Annotated in this window: 23 protein-coding genes; 7 read left to right on the forward strand and 16 right to left on the reverse strand. The window is 37.8% G+C overall.

From position 1 onward, the window contains the following. Positions 1 to 90: 90 nt before the first annotated feature. The 5 genes from V2145_RS20285 to V2145_RS20305 all read right to left on the reverse strand — a co-directional run bounded on the left by V2145_RS20285 (position 91) and on the right by V2145_RS20305 (position 6,347). Complete coding sequence (locus V2145_RS20285; RefSeq protein WP_330988188.1) at positions 91 to 804, reverse strand: response regulator; 714 nt, start codon at positions 802 to 804, stop codon at positions 91 to 93. Beyond that, positions 797 to 2,404 carry a DcuS/MalK family sensor histidine kinase gene (gene dcuS, locus V2145_RS20290; RefSeq protein ID WP_311859796.1) on the reverse strand — a complete coding sequence of 536 codons (1,608 nt, stop codon included), beginning with the start codon at positions 2,402 to 2,404 and terminating at the stop codon, positions 797 to 799. Before dcuS ends, V2145_RS20285 begins: the two co-directional genes overlap by 8 nt. Positions 2,405 to 2,487: 83 nt before the next feature. Beyond that, the gene (corA, locus tag V2145_RS20295; protein ID WP_311859744.1) at positions 2,488 to 3,456 is read right to left on the reverse strand and encodes a magnesium/cobalt transporter CorA; all 969 of its coding nucleotides are present in this window, start codon (positions 3,454 to 3,456) and stop codon (positions 2,488 to 2,490) included. Positions 3,457 to 3,616: 160 nt separating this feature from the next. Then, a complete protein-coding gene (locus V2145_RS20300; RefSeq protein ID WP_131887226.1) occupies positions 3,617 to 4,777 on the reverse strand; it encodes a M20 family metallopeptidase in 1,161 nt (386 codons plus the stop codon). A gap of 115 nt (positions 4,778 to 4,892) precedes the next feature. Then, positions 4,893 to 6,347 (reverse strand): alanine/glycine:cation symporter family protein, encoded by a 1,455-nt coding sequence (locus V2145_RS20305; RefSeq protein WP_094911290.1) that lies wholly within the window; start codon positions 6,345 to 6,347, stop codon positions 4,893 to 4,895. A gap of 294 nt (positions 6,348 to 6,641) precedes the next feature. Between V2145_RS20305 and V2145_RS20310 the strand changes: the two genes are divergently transcribed. Next, positions 6,642 to 7,391 (forward strand): lipase family protein, encoded by a 750-nt coding sequence (locus tag V2145_RS20310; RefSeq protein WP_311859746.1) that lies wholly within the window; start codon positions 6,642 to 6,644, stop codon positions 7,389 to 7,391. Between the two features lie 24 nt (positions 7,392 to 7,415). Here the strand turns inward: V2145_RS20310 and V2145_RS20315 are convergent, their stop codons facing one another. From V2145_RS20315 to V2145_RS20325, 3 genes are all read right to left on the reverse strand, one after another. Then, positions 7,416 to 7,901 (reverse strand): DinB family protein, encoded by a 486-nt coding sequence (locus V2145_RS20315; RefSeq protein ID WP_311859747.1) that lies wholly within the window; start codon positions 7,899 to 7,901, stop codon positions 7,416 to 7,418. A 540-nt stretch (positions 7,902 to 8,441) separates the two neighbouring features. Further along, positions 8,442 to 8,966, reverse strand: a complete 525-nt coding sequence (locus V2145_RS20320) for a type 1 glutamine amidotransferase domain-containing protein (protein WP_210611270.1) — start codon at positions 8,964 to 8,966, stop codon at positions 8,442 to 8,444. Between the two features lie 59 nt (positions 8,967 to 9,025). Beyond that, positions 9,026 to 10,555 (reverse strand): Na+/H+ antiporter NhaC family protein, encoded by a 1,530-nt coding sequence (locus V2145_RS20325; RefSeq protein ID WP_210611271.1) that lies wholly within the window; start codon positions 10,553 to 10,555, stop codon positions 9,026 to 9,028. A gap of 176 nt (positions 10,556 to 10,731) precedes the next feature. Between V2145_RS20325 and V2145_RS20330 the strand changes: the two genes are divergently transcribed. The 4 genes from V2145_RS20330 to V2145_RS20345 all read left to right on the forward strand — a co-directional run bounded on the left by V2145_RS20330 (position 10,732) and on the right by V2145_RS20345 (position 14,254). Then, positions 10,732 to 11,415, forward strand: a complete 684-nt coding sequence (locus V2145_RS20330) for a response regulator transcription factor (protein ID WP_311859751.1) — start codon at positions 10,732 to 10,734, stop codon at positions 11,413 to 11,415. A gap of 5 nt (positions 11,416 to 11,420) precedes the next feature. Then, positions 11,421 to 12,779, forward strand: coding sequence for a sensor histidine kinase (locus V2145_RS20335; RefSeq protein WP_330988189.1), 1,359 nt, complete (start codon positions 11,421 to 11,423; stop codon positions 12,777 to 12,779). Positions 12,780 to 12,843: 64 nt separating this feature from the next. Further along, positions 12,844 to 13,536, forward strand: a complete 693-nt coding sequence (locus V2145_RS20340) for a PepSY domain-containing protein (protein WP_311859754.1) — start codon at positions 12,844 to 12,846, stop codon at positions 13,534 to 13,536. Positions 13,537 to 13,705: 169 nt separating this feature from the next. Beyond that, on the forward strand, positions 13,706 to 14,254 hold the full coding sequence (locus V2145_RS20345) for a PepSY domain-containing protein (protein WP_330988190.1): 549 nt from the start codon (positions 13,706 to 13,708) through the stop codon (positions 14,252 to 14,254). Between the two features lie 44 nt (positions 14,255 to 14,298). Here the strand turns inward: V2145_RS20345 and V2145_RS20350 are convergent, their stop codons facing one another. Next, positions 14,299 to 14,820 carry a M15 family metallopeptidase gene (locus tag V2145_RS20350; protein WP_094911281.1) on the reverse strand — a complete coding sequence of 174 codons (522 nt, stop codon included), beginning with the start codon at positions 14,818 to 14,820 and terminating at the stop codon, positions 14,299 to 14,301. A 236-nt stretch (positions 14,821 to 15,056) separates the two neighbouring features. On the opposite strand from V2145_RS20350, the gene V2145_RS20355 reads away from it, so the two are divergent. Continuing rightward, positions 15,057 to 15,722 carry a hypothetical protein gene (locus V2145_RS20355; protein ID WP_210611277.1) on the forward strand — a complete coding sequence of 222 codons (666 nt, stop codon included), beginning with the start codon at positions 15,057 to 15,059 and terminating at the stop codon, positions 15,720 to 15,722. Positions 15,723 to 15,750: 28 nt separating this feature from the next. On the opposite strand, the gene V2145_RS20360 is transcribed toward V2145_RS20355, so the two are convergent. Both V2145_RS20360 and V2145_RS20365 read right to left on the reverse strand, forming a co-directional pair. Continuing rightward, the gene (locus V2145_RS20360; RefSeq protein ID WP_311859759.1) at positions 15,751 to 16,752 is read right to left on the reverse strand and encodes an NAD(P)H-dependent flavin oxidoreductase; all 1,002 of its coding nucleotides are present in this window, start codon (positions 16,750 to 16,752) and stop codon (positions 15,751 to 15,753) included. 124 nt (positions 16,753 to 16,876) lie between these two features. Next, positions 16,877 to 17,941: a lactonase family protein gene (locus V2145_RS20365; RefSeq protein WP_311859761.1), complete on the reverse strand. Its 1,065-nt coding sequence runs from the start codon at positions 17,939 to 17,941 to the stop codon at positions 16,877 to 16,879. A gap of 229 nt (positions 17,942 to 18,170) precedes the next feature. On the opposite strand from V2145_RS20365, the gene map reads away from it, so the two are divergent. Next, on the forward strand, positions 18,171 to 18,917 hold the full coding sequence (gene map / locus V2145_RS20370) for a type I methionyl aminopeptidase (RefSeq protein ID WP_311859762.1): 747 nt from the start codon (positions 18,171 to 18,173) through the stop codon (positions 18,915 to 18,917). 32 nt (positions 18,918 to 18,949) lie between these two features. Here the strand turns inward: map and V2145_RS20375 are convergent, their stop codons facing one another. The 5 genes from V2145_RS20375 to V2145_RS20395 form a co-directional block, all read right to left on the reverse strand. Then, the gene (locus tag V2145_RS20375) at positions 18,950 to 20,746 is read right to left on the reverse strand and encodes a sensor histidine kinase (protein WP_311859764.1); all 1,797 of its coding nucleotides are present in this window, start codon (positions 20,744 to 20,746) and stop codon (positions 18,950 to 18,952) included. Between the two features lie 47 nt (positions 20,747 to 20,793). Further along, a complete protein-coding gene (locus V2145_RS20380) occupies positions 20,794 to 21,765 on the reverse strand; it encodes a BMP family ABC transporter substrate-binding protein (RefSeq protein WP_311859765.1) in 972 nt (323 codons plus the stop codon). A gap of 169 nt (positions 21,766 to 21,934) precedes the next feature. Beyond that, entirely contained in the window at positions 21,935 to 22,165 is a 231-nt protein-coding gene (locus tag V2145_RS20385; protein ID WP_094911274.1) for an excisionase family DNA-binding protein, read from the reverse strand. Between the two features lie 71 nt (positions 22,166 to 22,236). Continuing rightward, positions 22,237 to 22,926 carry a pseudouridine synthase gene (locus V2145_RS20390; RefSeq protein ID WP_210611283.1) on the reverse strand — a complete coding sequence of 230 codons (690 nt, stop codon included), beginning with the start codon at positions 22,924 to 22,926 and terminating at the stop codon, positions 22,237 to 22,239. 58 nt (positions 22,927 to 22,984) lie between these two features. Further along, a complete protein-coding gene (locus V2145_RS20395; RefSeq protein ID WP_330988196.1) occupies positions 22,985 to 24,808 on the reverse strand; it encodes an ABC transporter ATP-binding protein in 1,824 nt (607 codons plus the stop codon). Between the last annotated feature and the right edge of the window lie 46 nt (positions 24,809 to 24,854).

Raw genomic sequence — 24,854 nt, forward strand, 5'->3', positions numbered from 1 at the left:
TCTTTATCCTTTATGTTAAACGTTTGCAACTAAAAAAACACCTGTTTTTTAGTTGCAAAGTGAAAATATCAGACAATGGCTCCTGGACTACTATGATAGGTAGTTACTTAATATATGTTTTTGCTTCTCATTATAAATGTAAGCGTAAACAGGACGACCAATCGTTCCATATGTCATTCGTTCTCCAAGAACACCAATATCAGTCAAAAACTTTAGATATTTGCGAACTGATACTCTAGAAATACCTGATTTTTCAGCAATATCATCTGTTGAAAAGGCCTCACCATTAATTTCTTCTATTTTTTGGATCACAACTTCAAGGGTACCCGTTGTAAGCCCTTTTGGTAGAGTTTCTGATTCAACTTCATCCGCACTATGTGAAGTGAACAATTCATCCACTTCCTGTTGGTTCATCCTAGACTGTGATTTCATTGTATAGAATTTATTTTTATATGCGAATAATGCTTGTTGAAAACGACTAAACGTAAACGGCTTAATTAAGTATTCAATTGCTCCATTTCGCAATACTTGTTGAATCGTTTTCATGTCAGAAGCAGCTGTTATAGCAATAACGTCCACTTCTTTCTGTTCTTGCCGAATATACGTCAACAGCTCTAAACCATTTTGGCCTGGCATAAAAATATCAAGCAAGATCAAGTCAACGTGCACTTCTTCTAATTGACTGATTGCATCCTTCACGGAATGAGCGACACCTGCCACTGAAAATCCATCAATATCTTCAATATACTTTTGGTTAAACTGCGCTACCATCGGATCGTCTTCTACAATTAAAATGTTAATCATGTTGCTCTACCCTTCCTTTATATATAAGGTTTATTGAAAATGTTGTTCCGCTATTAACAAATGAGTCAATCATTAGCTCACCTTGTAAGGCATCGATGCTTTGTTTCACTAGATATAATCCAAAGCCTCGATTAGCACCCTTTGTTGAAAAACCTTTTTCAAATATCCGAGTAAGCTTATCTGATGACATTCCATAGCCATTATCTGAAACCTCAATTGCCAAACGTTCATTTTCATACTTTAATACTACGCCTACTTTTTTTGATTTTTTATTATCTTTAACGGCATCAATTCCGTTATCTACTAAGTTGCCAATAATGGTAATAAGATGATGTGTAAGCTGTGAATCTTGGGGCTCTGGAATTTGATTAATCACTTCCATGCTTAACTGCACTTGTTCTTCCCTAGCATAGCTCATTTTCCCCATTAAAAAGCCAGCTAATGCTAGATCTTTTATTTGTTTCGTTACCGAATTTACTTCCCCGTACCTGTGATCAACAAGTTCATGGATATATTTTGAAAGTTCATCATGATACCCCATTTGTACCATTCCTAAGATAACATGTAGCTTATTCATAAACTCATGGGACTGAGCACGTAACGCTTCAACATACGTTTTAACACCTGTAAGCTGCTCAGCTAGCACATTCACTTCCGTTTTATCACGAAATGTTGATAAAGCTCCTACCGCTTCGCCATCTACAAGCAGCGGTACGCGGTTTACAACGATTGAAATACCATTGACTACTTGCTCTTCGTCATAATGAGATTCGCCTGTTGACAATACTTCCTCCAATCGTGAGCCTGGCATATAATCAGCAATCTTTAAGCCGATTGGCCGCCCCGATAAGCCCGCTTTTTTAAATAAGCGTACGGCCGATTTATTGGCTAGAGTAATCGTTCCTTCCTTATCAATCGCAAGAACACCCTCTCGAACGGACTGTAACATCATGCTTCTTTCCTCAAGGATTTTAGCAATGTTTGATGGTTCTAAACCGAATAACGTTCGCTTAATATAGGTTGCTAATAGGACAGCACCGATAATTCCAACTAATAATCCGAAAAGAGAACCAATTAAAATGCGTCGATGGTCTTCCTGAACAGCTTGCTCGACCTGAGCTAGCGAAATTCCTACAGCCACCGCACCAATTTGTTCACTGCGTTCATTATAAATAGGTACAAATGCTCTTAACGATTCATCTAACGTTCCTTTTGCAACTGATGTATACCGTTCACCTTGTAAGGCCTTTTTCTCATCTCCACCTTCAAAATGCTCTCCAATTTTAGCTTCATTGGGGTGAGACTGACGAATTCCATCCATATTCATGACTACAATAAACAACACACCTAGCTCTTCTTGAATGGAATTAGTATATGCTTGAATGTCTTCTGAATTTTTTTCTGCTAATCCTTTTCTTACCTCACTGGAGTTTGCAACAATTTTAGCCACATCGGTCGCTTTTTCTGCTTTTTGATTCCGAACGTTTTCCTCCGTTGAGTTACTGACTAACAAATCGGTTAATAATAATGACATTAAAACAACGATACATACAAGTAAAATGATGACTGATCGCAGCTTCATTCTTAATCCTTTGACCATTCGCATCAACCCTTTCTCTTTTTATAGTACACCAAAAAATCCTTATCCACATGTGGATAAGGATTTTTTGAGCAATTTGATGTTTATAACTTAGGACCTTTTCGATATTTAAACCAGCCCATTTTGTAAAAGGCAAAAACCATAACCCCTACCAGACCAATCATAATTCCAAGTACGATAAAGTAATTATATTTACCAGCGAGCTCTGGCATATATGAGAAATTCATTCCATACAAACCTGCGATAAACGTAAGAGGCAAGAAGATAGCTGACATCAGCGTCAGCGTAAACATAATGGAATTCATTCTGTCTGAGTTAATTGACATAAAGCTTTCTCGAATATCATTTGATAAATCTCGACTGGCATTCATGATTTCAATCATATTTAACAAATGATCATAAATATCGTTAAAATAACGCACCTGTTCTTTTTCTTTTAAAGCGTTTGTGGACATAATGCGGTAAATTAAATCACGCATTGGATTTAAAATTCTGCGCATTCGCGATAAATCACTGCGAATGTCATATAGATTTCTCATCAGTTCATCCATTGTTTCATTCTTTGCATTGTCTTCGATATCATCAATTTGATCTTCTAATCGGTAAAGTGTGGGGAAGTATTCATCTACTGTATGATCAAGCAGCTCATAAATAATTTCCCACGGATCATTCTCTACAACGTTTGGGTCCTTCTCTACAAGGTTTGTCACCCTAGCTACGCTTCTTAGCTTATCGACATGATACGTAACGACAAAATTATCTCCAATAAACGCTGACACCTCTAGGTTTTCTAATTCTTCTTTATGTAGCGCATAATATACTAAGAAATAGTGCTCATCATAAATTTCAAATTTTGCTCTTTGACCTTGATTTAAACAATCTTCAACGGCAAGTGGATGAAAATCAAACTTCTCTTCAAGAGCTTGCTGCTCTTGTTCTGTTGGATTATAAAAGTCAATCCAGTACCAGTCAATTGAAGGGTGAGCCTGCAATTCGTCAATTGTTAAATTGGTCAAAAGCTCTTCTTTTGTTTTGGCTAAAATTTTAATCATATGAAAACCTCTATTAGTTCTTTGTGAACATTACTCATTACTTTTTACCTTCAGTACTGATATTACCCTGCTTTTATTGCATTCAAACATGCTAGCACCTTCCAAATAATTCAATTAAAAAAGTGGCACCCATTGAATGGTACCACTTTTCTGCATGACATCATTTAGAGAATTCATCTTTGACTTTTTGCAAGAGCTCTTTATTTGTTAGCAAGTCATATCCTGTTAACGCCATGGTTTTTGCCCCTAGAATAAGCGCTTCTTGTCCTTGTGGACTAAGAGCCGCTTCTCTAAATTCATGAGTATGACAAACAAAATATTCGTCACATATCTTAATGTATGGATGAATTGAAGGCACCACTTGGCTCACATTCCCCATGTCTAGTGAACCATGATCGCCTTGATCTTCAAAAATTTCTTCCGTTGACACGCCTAGCATCTGTAGATTTTGTGTATAAGCTGTTGATAATACTTCATTTGTCACCATATCATCATATGAAAATTCATAGTTTGAAATTTCCAATCGTGCTCCTGTGGATAAAGCTGCACCTTGTGCACAAGCTTTTACTCGCTCTGTTACCTCATTAACATACTTTCTATTAGATGCTCGCACATAGAATTGCGCTGTAGCATAGTCGGGTACAATATTAGCAGCCTTGCCTCCTTCAGGGATAACACCATGGATTCTGACATCTGGCTTCACATGCTGACGAAGAGCATTGATTCCATTAAATGTTTGAATAACTGCATCTAGCGCATTGATTCCTTCATGAGGTGCTGCTGCTGCATGTGCTGATTTTCCGAAAAACTCGAATTGAATAGCGTCCATTGCTAGTGATCTACCGCTTTTTTGGTGGCAATAATATGGATGAACCATCATAGCTGCGTCTAGATGGTTAAAAACACCCGCATCTGCCATCGTTACTTTACCACCCGTTGTTTCTTCTGCAGGTGTCCCGTATACATATACTTTACCGCCTGTCTCACTCAAAACTTTGCTCAATCCAATCGCTGCTGCAATGGCCATTGTACCAATCAAGTTATGGCCACAAGCATGTCCTAGTCCCGGTAGCGCATCGTATTCTGCCATAAAGCCAATTGACGGTCCTGGCTTATGACTATCATACACAGCCGTAAAAGCAGTAGCTAAATCACACGTCCCTATTTCCACCTCAAAATTATGCTTAGCTAACTCATTTGTGAGTGCTGTACAAGCTTTTACTTCTTCATGGCCAAGTTCCGGGTTATTTCCAATATATTGACTAATATCATAAAATGTTTGCTGTAACTCATCGATTGCTGAAATAATATTTTCCTTCATCACGCATTCCTCTTTCCTTTAGCCTCATTAAATATAAATACATACGATTTTATTATACATGTCATTCTAATGAAAAAAGCTCACTTTTTCAAAGATTGAAAAAGTGAGCTTGAAATTATGAAACTTGATTTTCATCTTTTTTGTATTCAGTTTCCCAGTAGTCTGCATTTTTGATTCCAAGCTTAACCGGATCAAATACCGGATCTAGCCCTTGCTTTTTCTGAGCTTCATAGTCTTTTAACGCCACAAGCGCTGGTTTTGCTAAAATTAAAATAGCTATTAAATTCAACCATACCATGATTCCTAGACCTGCGTCGCCAAGAGCCCAAGCAATATCAGCTGTTTTAACTGCTCCGTAAAATGTTGCACCTAATAATACAAACTTTAATACCAACATAGCCCACTTACCATTTTTTCCTCTTGTTAAATATGCAATGTTTGTTTCAGCGATATAGTAGTACGCCATAATCGTTGTAAATGCAAAGAAAAATAGTGCGATTGCTACAAACCCAGCTCCAAATCCAGGAATAAAGGAATCAATTGCTGCCTGTGTATATCCAGGACCTGCTTCTACACCTTCTAAATTTGAAACGATAAATGCACCATCGGGTGATTGTGTGTTATACATCCCCGTAAATAAAATCATAAACGCTGTTGCTGAACAAACTAGTAATGTATCGATATAAACGGAAAACGCTTGAACAAGACCTTGTTTCACTGGGTGAGATACCTCAGCTGCAGCTGCAGCGTGAGGGCCTGTTCCTTGCCCTGCTTCGTTGGAATAAATTCCACGCTTAACTCCCCATGAAACAGCTAAACCAACAATTCCACCAAAAGCTGACTCTAGTGCAAAAGCACTCTTGAAGATTAACGAAAGAACTGCTGGTAATTCAGTAATATTAATTGCAATAATAACTAAAGAAAGTGCGATATAAGCTAAAGCCATAAACGGCACAATAATTTGAGCTACTCCCGCGATGCGCTTAACTCCACCAAAGATAATCCCAGCTAATAAAATAATTAAGCCGATAGCTGTTACCGTTGGGCTAATGCTAAATGCATTATCTAGGCCTGCTGCGATAGAGTTAGATTGAACTCCAGGCATTAAGATGCTCATCGCTACCAGTGCTGCAATCGCAAAGATAACACCATACCATTTCATTCCAGTTCCTTTTTCAATATAGTAAGCTGGCCCCCCTCGATATTGTCCATCTTGCTTTACCTTATAAATTTGTGCCAGTGTTGATTCGATAAATGCACTTGAAGCACCAATGAAAGCTACGGCCCACATCCAAAACACTGCGCCCGGTCCACCGAACGTAATGGCTGTTGCTACCCCTGCAATGTTACCTGTACCCACACGCCCAGATAATGCTAATGCTAGTGCTTGGAAAGATGATACCCCTGCTTTTGAACTCTTTCCTTGAAACATGAGCTTAACCATTTCCTTTAGATGTCTAACCTGTAAAAAGCGAGTGAGAATGGAAAATAAAAGCCCGATCGCAAGACAACTATAGATAACCGGTGTACTCCATAGTACGTTATTTAAGCTTGCAACAAACTGTTCCAATAAAAATCCCCCTTATAACTTGCTAATTTTCTGTTTTTTTAAAATTATAAGTTATATTGTTTATTTTAACAATATAACTTTGATTATTTATTTTAAATTTAGTTATTTTATACAAAAATAAATAGTTTTTATAGATTCTATAACTATCTTTCATAAAAAGAAAGCGATATCATTTTTTTATAACTCTACGCATATTTTTATTCTCACGCCAGTTCTCTAAGAGAAACAAGCACCAAAGTTCCATTTTTTCATAAGTTGAGAGAAAAACGTTTATTAGAGAAAGTGGGCTTAAATATGAAAATTGAACCTTTGTTTTATCGACCGCTTGCCCTAGATCTTCTTTATATGTGTGTACTAAGCTATCAACAATATCAGCAAGCAGGTACGTTCGAGGTCCCAAAAGGGTATCAATTTATTAAAGCATTCCAAGCATCTGTCCTTGGAAAAAAAGAGTGGTTTGGGTTTATTTTAGAATCAGATGAGGCAATTGTTATTGCGTTTCGAGGAACCCAATCAGAAGCAAATTGGATTGCAGATGCTCAAATCCACCAGCGGCCTTACCCTTATACACAAAATGCAGGCCTTGTTCATGAAGGATTTTTAAACATTTATGAATCATGTCGAGATGAGATACTGTCCACGTACGCTACCTTACCAGCCAAGCCTCTTTATATTACCGGACACAGTCTTGGGGCTGCCCTCGCTACGCTGCATGCTCTTGATGTTGTGACCAACACAAATTTCCCAGGCGTCACCATGTACAACTACGCATCTCCACGAGTTGGAGATTTAAACTTTGTTCGTACTTATACAAGCTTAGTACCTGAGAGCCGATCGTTTATCAATACAACGGATATCGTCCCAAAACTTCCTCCTAAAGTATTTTATAACCCGTATACAAAAGAAACGATGTACTATGCAGATGACCCTTTAAAATTGTTATTTACGATTCAAGGGGGAAGTACGGTAGAAAATCATAGTCCTAAAACCTATAGCGTGGGTATCTGGACGATGTCTGATTATCCGATTCTTTCTCCAAATTAAAAAAGCAGGTGGAAGCACCTGCTTTTAGTTCATTTCTGCCTTTAACTCTTCAATCTGTAAAAGATGTCTCTTTTCATGATAACCTACAAACTCAATCCACTGAGCTAAATCCATATCACCAAAGATTGGATGAGGGAACGACTTTTTCTGTAGTTCCTCTGTCGCTACACGTTTAGTAATATCTTCTAGCTTCGTACGCGATGTTGCAAGCTTCATCTTCATTTCCTCTAACGTCTGTGGTTCTTCTGAAGGAGTGACCTGTGGAGGTGCAGGTACTTTCCGAGAACGATCCGTTGTTAAATGAAACGGCTTCTTTTGTGCTGACTTGTCCTCTCCATTTTGCAACTGATAATACACGCGAGCTACAATCATCTCTTCCATTAGATACAAGTGTTCTAATACCTGCATAATACTCCATTTTTCTTCTGATACTTTTTGATTTAATTCTTCATATGACAAAGTTGAAACAGTTTCTAGTAGTTCTTCACGAAAGGCTTGATTCGTATTCATAATGTCACTCCTTTATTATCTTTTTTTTATCGTATCAAATATTACTTTGTTCGAAAAATAATATCCTTTACCACAAAAATATTTTTAAAATCAAAAACATATCCTTGACTTTTAAACTAACATTGCGTAGAATTATGATTCTAACTTCAAAAAGAAGTAACTTGAGAGGATGTATTGTAAAATGCAAGGTAAAAATACTGGCATTCTACACATGTTTTTAAAAACAACTTACTCACACTGGATCGGCTTCGGAGCCGTAAGGATGCAAGAGAGGTAGGGCTTGCGTCGTTTAGGTTAAACGATCGTGTGGAATTGATGAACCGCGGCAATGGATAAATCCATATGAGCAGACACAATCAATGCTAATTGTGTCCCAAACAGCAGAGAAAATTTAAATCCTTATTAGTATGGGTTTAATCATAAAATGAATTTGTTTTTACACTTGCACAAAGGCAAGTTACTTAATATGAAAGCTAAAAAAGCGAGCAGGGATTTCCTTGCTCGCTTTTTTCATTTGAATAAATAGTTTTTACTTACCTCTTATTTCTCCGCTAAAACGTCCGCAAATGCTTTTGCATACGGTGGTAAATCTGGTGGACGACGACTTGAGATAATGTGGCCATCAACTACAACTGCTTCGTCATGCCAGATAGCACCAGCATTCTCCATATCATCTTTAATACCAGGCGTACTTGTAACGTTACGGCCTTTTAAAATCTTCGCTGAAATCAATACCCAGCCAGCATGACAAATTTGGCCAATTGGCTTCTTGTGCTCGTCCATATGTTGAACCATTTCAATAACTTCTGGATAGCGGCGCAGTTTATCTGGCGCCCATCCTCCTGGTACTAAGATGGCATCATAATCGTTTGCTTTCACATCGGAAAACGCATAGTCGGACACAGCAGGCACTCCGTATTTTCCTTTATATGTTTCCTTAGCCTTTTCACCAACTAAATGCACCTCAGCTCCTTCTTCACGAAGTCGCATGACAGGATACCATAACTCTAAGTCTTCAAAGTCTTCGCTTACAAGCGCAATTACTTTTTTATTTTCTAAACGCATCTCGACACCTCCACTGTTCAGTATAGCATGTTCTGATTACCCCTTGAAAATGTAAGCTTCTAGTGTGAAAGTGTATTCGACGCGGATTGATTCTTTCTTTTCGATAAAATCCAAACCGTTAGAGCCATCAATACAATTGCAAGTAAGAGCGTTGCAACATGACCGAAAATACCAGCAATTAAAAAAGCTATAAATGCTGAACCTGCATTTACTAGTGCATATGGAAGCTGTGTTTTGACATGATCAATATGGTCACAGCCCGCTCCAGTAGAAGAAAGCACAGTTGTATCTGAAATTGGGGAACAGTGATCTCCAAACATACCTCCCGATAGAACAGCACCAATGCAAACAAGCAGTGGAGCATCAAGCTGAACGGCCATCGGAATTGCTAGCGGCATCATAATCGCAAACGTTCCCCATGATGTTCCAGAAGCAAGTGACATGACTGCCCCAATGGCAAATAGTAAAGCTGGAATTAGAAAAACTGGCAAATTGCCATCAATAACTTCCACTATATAATTAGCTGTTCCCATTTCCTTCATTACCGTTCCAAGCGCCCAAGCTAATACTAACGTCGCTGCCACAACCATCATTTTTTGCATACCTTGAAAATAAATATCCATCGTTTCAGCAAATTTTTTCACTTTTGAAATGACCAAAAATCCAATTAGCGTAACAGAAGCAAATAAGTACCCCGTCGTTAACGCTATACGAAACGCACTACCCTCCACTTGTTTAAAAGGAAAGCCTAACGAAATCAAAATTCCAAACAGCGTGATAAACAAAACTAGCAAAGGAACAATAATAAAACTCGCCTTGCTCTTTGTCTGCTGAATTTCGTTCATTGCTTCTGATTTTCGCAGTGGAATCGATGTATCCCAATATAGCTTGCCGGTTGTTTGTACTCTCTCTTCTGCTTTCTTCATTGGTCCAATATCAAGCTTTGTCATAACTACCAAAGGTACCATAATAACCGTTAAGATTGAATAAAATTGGAATGGAATAGCTCCCACAAAAGCTTCCCAGTCTGTCATACTTGTTACGTTTGAAGCGTCAAATTCTTTTTGAATAAGTCCCATAATATACACGCCCCAACCGATAAACGGAATTAAAACAGCAACCGGGGACGACGTTGAATCAATAATCCATGCAAGTTTCTCACGTGAAATCTTCATCTTATCAAATACTTTTTCAAAAACTGGTCCTACAATTAAGGGTGTGCCCAAATCTGAGAAAAAGATTAAAATACCGCCTAGCCAAGCTGACACTTGGGTCTTCACACGCGTATTTAACACATGTATGACCTTTTCTGCAAAAGCACCTGCTCCTCCAGATTTCTCTACAAGCGCTACAAATCCACCGATAAACACAAGTAATACTAACACCCCAGCGTTATAACTATCCGTTAACTGAACGAATAAGTAATCACCAATGAATGTTTGAACTGATGCAATTGGTGCTCCTTTTTGTAAAATAACAATCCCGGATAAGGCACCCATGAATAAAGATAAAATAACATTTTTACTAATAAGTGCAAGAACAACAGCTATAAAAGCTGGTATTAACGAAATCCAACCCATGTGTTCCATAAAAAATCCTCCTATATTAATGAATAAATATATAATTATATTAATTATTATTCATTAATAAAAGATATAAATCAACCTTTATTTGAAAATCTATTACTATTTTATTAAAAACAGCTTGCCACTTCTTTTCATGCTATAATGTACGCAATTACATACTACTGTTAAGGAGGCCTATCGTGAGCAAAGGAAAGATTTTAATTGTTGAAGATGAAAAGAAAATTGCAAGACTTATTCAACTTGAACTGGAATATGAAGGATACGAAACTGCCACTGCTCATACCGGTGCAGACGGGCTGTCGTTATTTCAAGGTCAACAATTTGACTTACTCATCCTTGACGTCATGCTTCCAGGATTAAGTGGGCTTGAAGTATTAAGAAGAATACGAGCAAACAACCAGTTCATCCCAGTTATTTTACTAACAGCTCGCGATTCACTTCCTGATAAAATTAGCGGCCTTGATTTAGGAGCAAACGATTATATGACAAAGCCATTTGAAATTGAAGAATTGCTCGCCCGAATTCGCGTCTGGCTTCGTCATCAGTCTACTACCGTTGAAGAAAGTTCAATTCTTCAAATTGGCGACTTAACCGTTGACGAAAAAACACGGATAGTCATAAGAGAAGGAAATACCATTGAACTCACGCCAAGGGAATACGATTTACTTGTTTACTTATTAAAAAATAAAAATCAAGTTCTTAGTCGAGAGCAACTTCTGACAAATGTGTGGGGATTTGATTATTATGGAGATACAAACGTAATAGATGTGTATATTCGCTATCTTCGCAAAAAAATTGATGCACCTTATTCAAACCCTTACCTTCATACGGTACGTGGCGTTGGCTACATGCTAAAGGAATAAATAAGATGAAGCTAAAAACGAAAATTACGTTATTTACAACGCTCCTTCTTATCCTGTTGCTTCTTGTAACCAATAGCTCAATCTATTTTATCTTTAAAAAAACCATGACAGACCATGCCATAGAACGCTTAGATAGCCAAGTTAATGATATTGCAGAAGGCTTTAACAGAAGTGGCTCAACCGCTGTTGAACCTCGAAATTTATTCAATGCTTATGTTCCTTTAAACGGGATGATTCGCATTATTGATGAAAATAACAAAACCTTACTAACAACTTTAAAGGATGAGCTATCGCTTCGTAGTTTAAACGCAACCTATCGAACAAACGAACACACTGATGTTACACAGAAATCAGGCGCCATTTATGCAAGTGCATCAATGCCTATTATCTGGACAAACGGTAATGTTGTGAGCCTGGAACTTACCGAGCGATTAGTGGATGTTGAGCAGTCTTTAAGTATTTTACGTATCATTCTAATTGTCGCTTCTTTTATCATTTTAGTTCCAACCGTTATTGGTGGTCGCTTTTTAAGCAAAGTGGTTTTACAGCCAATTCAATCACTTATTCATACAATGGAAGATATTCAAACCTCACGTACCTTTAAACGAATTGCAACGAAGTCATCCTCTAAAGATGAACTTGATCAAATGGCTAGTACGTTTAACAATATGATGGATTTACTTGAAGAAAACTATAAAAAGCAGGAGCAGTTCGTATCCGATGCTTCTCATGAGTTAAAAACACCGCTTACAGTTATTGAAAGCTATGCCAATATGCTCAAGCGCTGGGGAATGAAGCGGCCTGATATACTGGAAGAAGCCGTTGAATCTATTCACTCAGAGTCAATTCGAATGAAAGCTTTAACCGAGCAAATGCTTGTCTTAGCAAAAGATGACTCCCAGCTGGAATTACACATACAGCCCACTGATATTAACACCCTATGTATTGAAACCGGTCGTAGTCTGCAGCAAGCATTCCAGCGAACGATTCATGTAAAGCCTTCAATGCATTCGATTCAAGTTAGTAGTGATGAACAAAAGCTTAAGCAGCTTCTTTATATTTTATTAGATAATGCAATTAAATATAGTGAAGAGTCAGTAGAATTAATCGTCAACGCAGCAGATAAAACATGCCTTATTACCATAATAGATCATGGAATTGGCATTCCAAAAGAAGACTTGACACACGTTTATGAACGCTTTTTTCGTGTTGATAAAGCAAGAAGTCGAGAAACTGGCGGTTCTGGTCTAGGTCTAGCTATTGCATCAAAAATTGTTAAAGCACACCAAGGTACCATTGAGATTGAAAGTGAAGAAGAAAAAGGCACAACTGTACAAATCCGCTTACCAATTCATTTCTCATGAAATTTTAATCTTATTTTAACTTCATTATCATAAACCAATGAGATAATCAGCTGGAGGTGATACTATGAAACGAACACTGATTATGGTTTTAATCGCGCTTGCTGTGGCCATCGGAATTTGGTACTGGGTAACAGCTTTAAACAATACCAGTGCTTCTTCTTTATCAGAAAGCGACGTACAAAGCCTCGTTAAGCAAAAATACGAAGGTCAGATTGATCGAATACAAAAAGTAGACAATCAGTTTCACGTACAGCTTACCAATCAAAACAATACGTATGAAATCATGGTTGATAGAGCTTCTGGTGACATTATCGACTTTTCAAAAGTCAGTGAATCAACGAACGAAGAGAAACCTCGTGCACAGCTCACTCAGGAGCAAGCAAAAAAGAAAGCAGCGGAACGTGTACAAGGTACTGTGGAAAACGTAAAAGAAAGCAATGACCACTATGATATAACAATTAAGAATAATGGCGGCACTCATATTGTGAAAGTCAATCGTTCAGATGGTTCAATCGCAAACGTCTCTACTGCTCAGGAAAATGAACAGTTAACCACTCTTATCAGCAAAGAAGGAGCCAAAAAAATTGCGCTAGAAAAAGTAAAGGGCACCATTTCATCGGTGGAGCTAGAAGATGATGACGATGAGCTTTTATATGAAGTAGAAATTGATCAAAGCCCAAGTGAAGAAGCAACTGTACTTATCGATGCCTATTCTGGTGAAATCGTATCAATTCAGTTTGAGACAGACGATGATTAAAGGCTTATCCTGCTAGTTCTGTAGCACGGATAAGCTTTTTTCTATGAATTATGAGAGCATTTCCTCAAAAACTATCCGATTTCTCATCAAATTCTAATCTTTCTCTCCTTTTCCTTTAATCTTCGCTGGATAAGATAAGGATGTAAACAAAACAAGGAGGTTATTGATTATGAAACTTGCGGCAACGTTATTAACGGGAACTTTAGTTTTAGGTGGATTAGGCGCTGGTGCTTACGCTATGACAGATAAACAGCCTTTACAATCCGTATCGGCCAACTCAACAACGATTTCAGAAGAGCAAGCAAAAGAAATTGCGCTAGAACAAACAAATGGTGGTAACATTACAAAGATGAGCGTAGATACAGATGATAGAACGAAAAAATATGAATTTGAAATTATAAATGGTGAGTGGGAATACGATGTAGACGTTGATTTTAACTCTGGAAAAGTAGTAGAGTTTGATCAAGAACGCTTAGATAGCGATGATGACGATGACCGTGATGGCGAGATAAGCATTGAAGAAGCTAAGTTCTCATTAGAGGAAGCAACAAAAGTAGCACTAAAAGAGCAAGCTGGAACCATTGTTGAAACAGAGTTAGACCGCGACGATCACCAGCTGCGCTATGAGATTGAAATTCACACTGAGGATAACCGTGAAGTCAATGTTGATATTGACGCTATTAACGGAAAAGTATTAAAGGTTGAGTGGGACGATTAATCCCTCTTTTATATAGAAGCGCGCTTAGCTTTATTCTAAGCGCGTTATTTTATATCTTCAGGCCTTAATTGAAAATGAGGATAATCCTTAAATCCTTGCCAGTCTCCTCCCCACTCAAAGCCAAGTTTTTTACCAATTTCAGCTACTTCCATCCAGTCAGATTTACCATTACCATTGCCGTCGTACTCCATGTCCCAAATAATATCGCCATTATCGACTCGCAACGCAAAATCAATCGCTAAACCGTAGTTATGATAAGATTCGCCACCTTTTGAGTACGTGACAATCTGCCCTTCGGTCGTTCGGCCACGGGCATAAAGTTCGTCTTGTTCTTCAAATGAGCGAAAGCCATCCGTAATGACAACATCTATTCCCTGTGCTTTTGCTTTTTCGATAAGCTGATCTCTTTTTTCAGCTACATCGGGATGAAGGTCTGTTGCGTCTTTAAACTCACTTAAACTGGGACCAAAAGGAGAAATAGGCCAATTTTTTTGAACAAAAAAGATTAATCCATACGCAATAATGCCGATTAATAGCAACTTAAGAATTGTCTCTACCGCATTCATGTTTTTATTTATGCTCCTTGCCTATACATGTAATAAATTAAGAATAAGCATAGTATACTCAGCAACGAATGAAAAGAAATTCACTCTTGGAAATATGCTCCTCTCATCTTTTTTAAATCTTTTTGCTACTTTCACCATTTTTTCACTATTGCTGGTTACATTATCAAATGTGAACAACATACTTCTCATATGTTGTTCCTTCATCGGGGAACTTAACATAAAAAGGAGTGAAAAAAATGAACAAGAAGTGGCTCGGCTATGTGTTGGCCAGCAGTTTAACTCTCGGCGCAGTAGCAGCGGTAAACACACCTGTGTTTGCGGCAACAAAAGACAATGTGGGCGAAAATACAATCGTTCAGCGAACAAATCACTACAAAGAAGACGTTCAGCTAGATGCCCAAACGCAAGAAAAAGTGGATGTAGTTATGAACGAGGCAAAAACAAAATTAGAAAAGCTCGGTGTGGTATTTCCCGAGAAAAAAGATCACCCTTTCCACAACTTAACGAAAGAGCAAAAAGAACAGTTTCACAACATTATGGAACAAGTAAAAGATGGTTCTTTAACAAAAGAAGAAGCCTATACTAAGTTAAAAGAGCAAGGTATTAACCTACCTAAAAAAATGCATAAACACCCGCTTTCTAATTTAACTGAAGAGCAAAAAGAGCAAGCGAAAAAGATTATGAATCAAATTAAAGAAGGTTCTATTACGAAAAAAGAAGGTATTGAAAAGCTTAAAGAGCTTGGAATCACTTTCCCAGAACGTGAAGGGCATCTATTACAAGGATTAACAGATGAACAGAAAGTAGAAGCAAGAGCAATTTTACAAGAAACAAAAGAGAAAGTAGAAGATTTAGGTGGAAACTTTCATCATGAAAAGCATAAGCATTTTGTCCAATCGTAAAAACAGAGGCTGATTAAGCCTCTGTTTTTTACATCATTAAGGACCGTACGATCTCTTGGGCTGAGCACTCTTTTACTTTATTGTGACCAATACCCGCCCAAAGGGAAAGATAATTTGCCTCCCCTTGCTTAGCAGCCTTTTTCCGAAGCGGCTGGGTCATATAGTGAACGTGCGGATAGGCTGCTGGAGCGGAGTCAGTATGGGAAAGCAAAAATGTATTTGCCAAACCTCTAGCACGCCTGCCTGTAAAAGCTCGGGTAATGGCCGTCTCTTTGTACGTTTTATTTAATAATGCTTTCTTATAGGTAGAGTTCGCCCCACTTTCCTTACAACAAAGAAAAGCTGTTCCTATTTGAACGGCACTAGCCCCAGCATTCAATACTACCTCTACACCATCTTTGTCCATAATTCCACCGGCAGCAATAAGCGGCAAGCTAGACTGCTTTTTTACAAGATCTATGAGCTCTAAAATTCCATAGTCTTCTTCTTTGCCTTTTTGATTGTTAAAGCTTCCGCGATGGCCACCCGCTTCAATCCCCTGCAAGCAAAGTGCATCCGCCCCTGCTTCAGCTGCCAGCTTGGCTTCTTTTGGTGTTGTTATCGTTACGATAACGACGGTTCCTTTCTTCTGCAATGTTCGAATAACATTTTTTTCTGGACAGCCAAACGTAAAACTAACTAATGGAACAGGATGATTTGCTAAGAGCATAAGTTTATCCTTCCATTCATCGTCATGGTATCTTGGAACACCTATTTCTTCCTGCAACGTAACTGCCGTACTTTTTATACGCTCTTCATACTGTTTGAGGTCATAGTTTCCTTCTTCTTCTGGTACAAATAAATTAACGCCAAATACACCGGGTTGTTGCTTTTGCAGCTGTTCTATTTCTTCTTTTAAAGCAGATGTTGTTTTATAACCTCCGGCAAGAAAGCCCACTCCTCCAGCTTTGCAAACAGCAGCAGCCAGCTTAGGTGTAGATATTCCTCCTGCCATCGGTGCTTGAATTAATGGATATTTGCTGTTAAACATTAATCATTTCACCCTCTCTCTAACGTTATACTCTCCATGTTCTTTACTATCCTCTACGTTTCCTGTTGATAAACAAAAAAACCTATCTGCTTAAGCAGATAGGTTTTTCAAACAACAAGTTAATTTATACATTTAAAAACTTTACGCAAACCGCGTATGGTACATCAACAATTGAGTCTACGAACGTTAACTTGCCAGTTTCTTCATTTCGTTCAAACAACACTAAGTTTCCAGTCTCTTGATTAGATGCCACAATAAATTTTTCCGTTGGATCTAATACGAAATCACGTGGCCAGTCTCCTTTTGTATCCGTCCACTCAACAAACGTAAGTTCATGGCCGTCGTTACTAACAGCAAACGTTGCAATAGTATTATGCCCACGGTTTCCAGCATAGACGAAACGGCCATCTGATGAGATATGAACCGCACTTCCTTGGCTATTTTCAGTAAAATCTGCTGGTAAAGTTGCAATTGCTTGTAGTTGTGTAAAGCTCCCATCTTGAGCGTTATATTCTAACACTAACACTTCATTGCTTAGCTCTGTCATCACATACGCATACTTGCCATTTGGATGGAACGTTAAATGTCTTGGTCCAGCGCCAGGTGATGTGTTAAACGTTTGAGCTTTTGTTAATTTCCCTTCTTTTCCAACAGCATACGTGATGATTTCATCTGTGCCAAGATCCACCGCTACAGCGTACTTACCGTCTGGCGTAAAATCTGAATAGTGAGCGTGTGGTTTTTCTTGACGATCTTTGTTCGGGCCTTCTCCTTCATGTTGCATAACTGAAGCAGCTGGCCACACTTCTCCGCTTTGAGAAGAAGTTACGTATGATTCAATACTTCCTCGATGGTAATTAGCAGTTAACACCTGGTCATTGTTATCGTTAACTGCCACATAACACGGTGAAGGTCCTTCAAGCATTTGGTTATTAATAAATGTTAAATCGCCGTTTTCAGGATTGATTTTGTAAGAAGCTACGCCTCCTTTATCTCCCTCTTTTACAACAGCATATAAGTATTCATTGTTCTTGCTAATATTCACATATGTAGGGTTATCAATTTTAGCTACTGCTCGTACATCCCTTAATTCCTTTTTCTCTGCATCAAATGTAAATGTGTAAACTCCTTCACTTGAACCTTTTGTATACGTTCCAACGTAACCGATAAACGTTTTTCCTCGAGTCATCGCTGCATACCCTCCTAAATTATTGATTCTATCTTTTAACTATATCATAACTATAGCGCAAGTCTCATTTTTACTCTCCCCTGAATGGTCTTTTTACAAACATGAAATCAAGCGGGTTTCTTGCTTTTTTAGTTTAGGGAGCGTTATCATAAAATTTGGATTAAACTTAGTTTGGATTTTTAAATCCATTTTAGATATAGAGAATATACACTCAAAAGGAGGAGTTTACTTGATTTCATTAAAAAGTGAACGCGAAATCAACTTAATGCATGAAGCAGGTAAGTTATTAGCTCAATGTCATAAAGAGATTGAACAAATGATTAAACCAGGTATTACAACGCATCAAATTGATCAATTTGTTGAAAGCTTTTTAGAAAAACACGGTGCTACGCCAGAGCAAAAGGGATATAAAGGATACCAGTTCGCCACATGTGCATCGTTGAACGATGAGATTTGTCACGGCTTTCCAACGAAGCAACCTCTAAAAAATGGAGATATTGTGACTATCGATATGGTGGTTAACTTAAATGGTGCTTTAGCCGATTCAGCATGGACTCATAAGGTGGGGGAAATCTCTGATGAAGCAAAGCGCTTGATGGATGTAACGTACAACGCATTATATAAAGGTATAGAGCAAGCACAGGTAGGAAATCGCACAGGTGATATTGGGTATGCTATCCAATCTTATGTGGAAGGAGAAGGCTTTTCCGTTGTTCGTGACTTTACTGGACACGGCATTGGTAACACAATGCATGAGGAACCAACCATTTTTCACTATGGCAAACCTGGGAAAGGACCTCGTTTAAAAGAAGGAATGGTTATTACAATTGAACCAATGGTAAACGTAGGAACTTGGCAATCCAAAATGGATAAAAACGGATGGACAGCGCGTACAACAGATGGAAAACTATCTGCGCAGTACGAGCATACCATTGCAATTACGAAAGAGGGGCCGGTTATTTTAACCGAACAATAAATTAAAAGACTGCCTGAACATCAGGCAGTCTTTTAATTTATTGGCAACGTCAGCATAAACGTTGTTCCTTTTTCAGATGTTTCCACTAATTCAATATCTCCACCGTGATTTTGAAGAATTGTCTTTACAATGGTCAAACCTAATCCCGTGCCGTTTTCCTTCGATGTATTAAACGGATGAAAGATATTCTTTTGAACCTCTTCTGGGATGCCCGTGCCACTATCTTTTAGATAAATGCAGTATTGATTTCTCTTCACCATTCCGGTGATTTCCATCCTACCGGCCCCGTTCATAGCTTCTAAGCTATTTCGTAGCAAATTATGAACCACTTGCTTTATTTGTTTATCATCAATCCAAACCATTGCTTTTTCCATCTGTACTTGAATCATAAAGGATTGATTATTAGCGGTAATAAACGAAATAATCTCTTCTAATACATAATCAATTCTCTTTGCTTTCATAACGGGTGCTCCTGGTTTTGCAAGCATCAGCATTTCTTCTACAATTGAATTGATTCGCTCAAGCTCTTTAAGCAATAGCTCAACCTGAAACGATTTTCGATCCTCTATAGAAAGCCCGTGGTTCATAAGTGATAAAAAGCCATGAATAACCGCTAGTGGATTACGAATTTCATGAGCTGCTCCTGCAGCTAATTCTCCTACTAATGCTAGTTTCTCTGATTGATGCATTCGACGTTCTAACTGCTGCGTATCAGTGATATCAATGAAGTGAAAAATCCGACCGACCACATTGTTTTCATCATTCACTAGCTGTGATTGAGAAACCAGCAGGCAGCGTTCTTCTTGGTTTAGCTGGTACGTTACTTTTTGATGTCTTTTTACTTTTTTCTCACGTAAAATACGCCAAAATGCTTCGTTCTCGTTTCCTTCATAATGTAAAGCATGCTGAACATCGCTTAAGCTAATCATTAACATCTTTTTTACTGCTCCATTTAAGAAAAGATGATTATTGTAATGATCAACTGTAATAATACCCACAGGCAATGAGTTTAATATTTGCTCACGGTATGTCTTCTCTGACGTTATCTTATGAAAAGACTCAGAAAGATTTTGAGACATCTTGTTGATTGATTTGCTTAGTCTAAGAAACTCGACTTGCTGCTCTTCTTCTAGTCGTAATCCGTATTCACCATCAGCAATCCGATTGACTCGTGCAGTCATGCTTTCCACAGGTTTGGTCAACATTCTGCTCATACGGTAGGAAATAAAAATTGACAAGAATACAATGACAACCATTGAAATTAATAATCCAATTAGTGCATTCCGAATAATAAGCGGCAAATCACTAGACAGTTCACCTAAGGAATTTGATACATCTTTCTTTTGATCATGAATCTCGCCTTGTACTTTATATAGCTGAGGCAAATAAACCTCTTCAAGATAAGTAGCAACTGCTTCTTGATCTCCGTAATCAATTAACCCTGCAACATTATTATTCATTTGAAAATCGAGCAGTTCAATTTGCTCTTTCAATTGTTGGAGCGATGCTGGAAAAGCCAATTTATCATTTTCTACTTTGCTTATTGCGTGATTACCATATTGCTTATATTCTGTTACTACGCTTGTACAGCAATTATCTCTTTCTAGATTGTTTGAAACAATATATTGCTTAACATGAAGCTCTTCATCCCAATGAGAAAGCCAAACTAACTCTGGAATTTCTTCATTTTTTAATCTTTGGCTAACATGACTCAAATCATCGATTGAATATACAAAAATAAACGACAGGCTGCTCAACAACAAGGCAATAACCAAGAGTGAACTCAGGATTTTACTCCGAAACGAAAGCTTACTTATCACATTCTTCATAATCATCTCTTTCTTTGTATACTTTCTATATTGCTAGCTTCCTGCTACTATTCTTCTATGCTATTCTCGATTGCTCTCTTCTCTTTTTCTGTGTACATAGGACCAAAAGGAGCAAGTCGGTACACACCATCATTCTCATCTAATACGACCATGCCTGATGGTAAACCGCTTTCGCTAAAATAATCCTTCATAATGGAGCTATAAGACTCTGGTACATCATTAATAACGCTTGTTAGTACTTGATTCTCCCCCATATACGATTGATCATCAAGATAACCTATGACATAAATTCCTTTTTCTTTAGCTGTACTAATAATATCTCGATTATATGAATTTCCTTTAGCATAAATGACGTCGACTCCTTGGTCTACTAATTCATTCATTAACTCAACAGCCTTTTTACTATCATCTCGGCTATTTACCACTCGGTAAAAGAATTCAATATCCTCATCCACCGTCATCAATCCATTTTCAAAGCCTTTGTTTTTCTCACGAGCTTCAAATGCATCGATAAGGCCTACCTTGTTACTACTTGTTTTAAAACTAGCCGCAACTCCTGCTTCATATTCAGTTTGATATTGATCAAACGTATAGACTGTTTGGTTGGAATGTTCAGCGGTACCGTGTATTGTAACGAAGTGAACATGTGGATAAGAGGTTGCTAATTTATTAAAAAAAGGAGAGAACTCTCTTCCATGACCAATAATGACTTCGGCTTTTTCTTCAACTGCAGCCTGGACAGCATTTTCTATCTTTTGTTTACTATCAAGCTGACTGTAAACATTTGCAATGACGGGGAATTCATTCTCAATTTTCACTTTCCCTTTATAGGCTAAACTTCCCCAGCTCTGATCTATAATAGCATCACTAGTTAAAATCGCCACATGTTTTTTTTCAGCTGGTTCTGCACCTTGATTATGTAAAATCCCTTGTGCTTTTAGCATAATAACAGCAAAAAGAATGAAAAAGAACAGCACCGCAATAAAGATAATTATTTTTGATTGTTTTGCTTGTTCCAATATAATTCTCCTTTTTCAACTTCTTCCTTTATTATACAAAAAATAAACCCTTAAAAACTACATTTTCAGTCATTTTTTTTCTTTTTTCGACATTTTTTGCGCATATCAGTACTAAAATGCTTCTTTTTAGTAGCTGAAACGGACTTAATGACCTCTAAAAAAGTAAGAATTAATCTTCGTCTTTTACATCCATGTCTTCTGGAATAGGCTCACTTAAATATTCTTCCATCTGCTTTTTATATTTTTCAAGCTGTTCAAAATGCGTATTAAATTGTTCTTTGTTTATTACGTATTGTTCACCGTCAAAAACAGTACGAATCTTCCCCTGCTGAATAAGACTTTCAATATATTGCTCAGGTAAGGATAAATATTCAGCTGCTTCTGTTATTGTTAAATACATTTTTTATTCCTTCTTTCAAATAATAACTTACTTCTAGAATACCACGTTTAAAAGGAAAGAGCTTCAATAAGTCATTGAAGCTCTTTCAATAGTTCATTTAATTCTTGCTGGGACAGCTCTCTCCAAACCCCCGCTTCTAAATTTCCTAGGTGAATATTCATAATACGAACCCGCTGCAGACGCTCAACTCGGTAACCTAATGCTTTACACATTCTTCTAATCTGCCGATTAAGTCCTTGAGTTAAAATAATTTTAAACACATTGTCACTTATTTTTTCGACCTTGCACGGCTTAGTTATGGTATTTAAAACCTCAACACCGCTTTCCATTTGTAACACGAACTGCTCTGTAATTACCTTATCCACTGTAACAACATACTCTTTTTCATGACCATGCTCTGATCGAAGAATCTTGTTGAAAATATCACCGTCATTTGTCATTAAAATAAGACCTTCGGAAGCTTTATCCAGGCGGCCGACAGGAAAGATTCGCGTTGGATAATTTACAAAATCAATGATATTTCCCTCTACTTCTTTAGCTGCTGTACAGGTAATACCCACCGGTTTATGAAGCGCTAAATAAACAGAGTGTTCCTTACACGGAATAGCTCTTCCATCAATTAAAACTTCGTCATGCTCTGCTACCATTGTATTCTTATCGCTCACGGTTCCGTTAACCGTTACTCTACCTTCTATGATTAAGCGATTTGTTTGCCTTCTCGAACAAAAACCTGTTTCGCTAATATACTTTTGAATTCTCATCTTCTACTCGCTTTCTCTACCTTTTTCTTTATTTTAGAGAATGTAATGTTAAAAAGCATTAAGAATTTGAATAAGGTAAATTCATTGGGGTGACAAATTGCTGATGAATCATGCTGTAATACGCTCCTTTTTTATCCATCAATTCATCATGATTACCTTTTTCTTTAATGTTGCCATCTTCAATAAACATAATTGTATCTGCATGACGAATAGTGTTTAATCTATGGGCGATAATAAAGCTCGTTTTCCCTTGTAAGATGGTGCGTAGTGCCTCCTGAATGTACAATTCGGTTCGCGTATCAATATTACTGGTTGCTTCGTCCAGAATAAGCATTGATGGATTTGAAAGCAGCACTCTCGATATAGCAAGCAGCTGCTTTTGACCTTGGCTCAGATTATCACCGTTTTCCGCTAGCTTAGTCTCATACCCTTTTGGCAGTTGATTAATGAAGTAATCTGCATTCGCTACTTTAGCCGCTTCTTTTACTTCTTGTTCACTTGCTTCTAGATTTCCGTATCGAATGTTGTCCATAATGGTTCCTGAAAATAAATATGTATCTTGAAGCACGATACCAAAGCATTTTCTCAGACTTTCTCTCGTGTAGTTCCGAATATCGATTCCATCAATTAAAATTTGCCCTTCAGAAATCTCATAGAACCTTGTGAGTAAATTAATAATAGTTGTTTTTCCAGCTCCAGTTGTTCCAACTAAAGCCGTGCTACTGCCTGCTTCTGCCCTAAAGCTAATATTTTTTAAAATAAATGCATCATCGCTGTAACCAAAGCTCACATTTTTAAATTCCACAATCCCTTTTGGGTTTGTTAAATCAATGGCATTCTTAGGGTCTGCATCTTCTTCTTTACTATCTAACACGTCAAATACTCGTTCAGCACCGGCCACGCCAGACTGGAGAGTATTAAAGATATTCGCAAGATCATTTAACGGACGTACAAATTGGCGCGAGTAGGTGATAAAACTTGCAATTAAGCCTACTGTAATGAGCTCATTAATAGCTAAATATCCCCCCACAACGGCAATAACCATAAAGCCAAAATTATTAATTACGTTCATCATCGGCATTAAAAATCCTGACCATATTTGTGCCTTTATACCAACTTCTCGCAGTCTCGTATTCACTTCTTCAAAGCGGTGAATGGACTTTTCTTCATAATTATAGGCTTTAACAACCTCCAAACCAGTGATCATCTCTTCAACATGCCCATTAAGCATGCCTAGCTCTTTTTGTTGCTCTTTAAATAACACTTTTGTTTTTCTAGCAATCGACTTTGTTAAAAGAAACATTAAAGGAATAGTAATAAGACTTGCTAGCGTAAGTAACGGACTTAAGACTAGCATCATCACTAATGACCCTATTAAAATAATTACACCAGACATGAGCTGCGTAATAGACTGAGAAATTGACGTGCTGACGTTATCAATATCGTTTGTTAATCGGCTCATCATTTCTCCATGTGTGCGTGAGTCAAAAAAGGCCACAGGTAGATTTTGCAGCTTACCAAACAAATGCTGTCTTAATCTTTTAACCATTCGTCCAATAATTCCGGCCATCATCCAGCCCTGTGAAAAATTTAATAAAGAGCTTGTGACGTACGCAACCAAAAGCGTCACTATCACGGTATTGAGCACGCTAAACGAAACAGATTTCGTCAGCGCCATCGTATCTACCGCTTTCCCAATTAAAAATGGAACGAACAGCACGATGATGGAGTCCATCATCGTCAACAGAAAAACAGTCGCCAAAAGCCCTTTATCTTCTCCAAAATAAGACCAGAGCCTCTTCATCGTTCCTTTAAAATCTTTCGGTTTTATCACTGGCCGTTGAAAGCGAGCCGCTCCTCCGCCACCCTGGCGGCCAGGCATAAGAGGTGCGCTATCCTTTTTCACTTCTTGATTGGTTCTTTGCGCC

Origin of the sequence: Priestia sp. GS2 (assembly GCF_036409025.1) — a bacterium.
Classification (GTDB): domain Bacteria; phylum Bacillota; class Bacilli; order Bacillales; family Bacillaceae_H; genus Priestia; species Priestia aryabhattai_A.